Origin of the sequence: Mesorhizobium sp. L2C084A000 (assembly GCF_000502875.1) — a bacterium.
Classification (GTDB): Bacteria; Pseudomonadota; Alphaproteobacteria; order Rhizobiales; family Rhizobiaceae; genus Mesorhizobium.
In genome coordinates this window covers 1-461 of record NZ_AYWX01000053.1, presented here as the reverse complement: position 1 = coordinate 461, position 461 = coordinate 1, and the positions used below count along the sequence as shown (strand labels likewise).

At 56.4% G+C, this 461-nt stretch carries 1 pseudogene; it reads right to left on the bottom strand.

Going from position 1 to position 461, the window contains the following annotated elements:
- Positions 1-338: pseudogene (locus X735_RS135855) on the bottom strand (acetyl-CoA carboxylase carboxyl transferase subunit beta); the annotation flags it as partial.
- Between the last annotated feature and the right edge of the window lie 123 nt (positions 339-461).

Sequence of the window (461 nt, the reverse complement as noted above, 5' to 3'; positions counted from 1 at the left end):
TTGATGATGGCGTCTTCCAGGCCGGTCTTGGCCTTGGCGTCCTTCAAGCGGTCGGTGTAGCGCTTCTCGTCGCGGAACTTGAGCGGGTCCTGCATGACCTTGGGGTTCTCAAGCTGCTCGTATTTGCCGTCGTCGAGGAAGAATTTCAGCCGTTCCTTGGCCGAAATCTTCATGTGATGGCCCGATGACGGGATGACGAACTGGTTGGATTCCAGGTCCTTGTGAAACACCATCTCGCCGGTCTCGGGATCCTTGATCCAGAGATTCTCGGGCATGTCGGTGCGCCGGCCGAGCATCGAATTGATCCTCGGGCGAACGTAATTGGTGATCCAGTTCATCGCTTCGGCTCCTGTCCTGACGAAGAGTTGGCTCGTGCATGTCGCCCAAAAGTGGGAACCGGTTTTGGGATAACGACTTGCACAAGGCCTAAGTAGGGAAACTATTCGGCAGCAGCAAGGCGG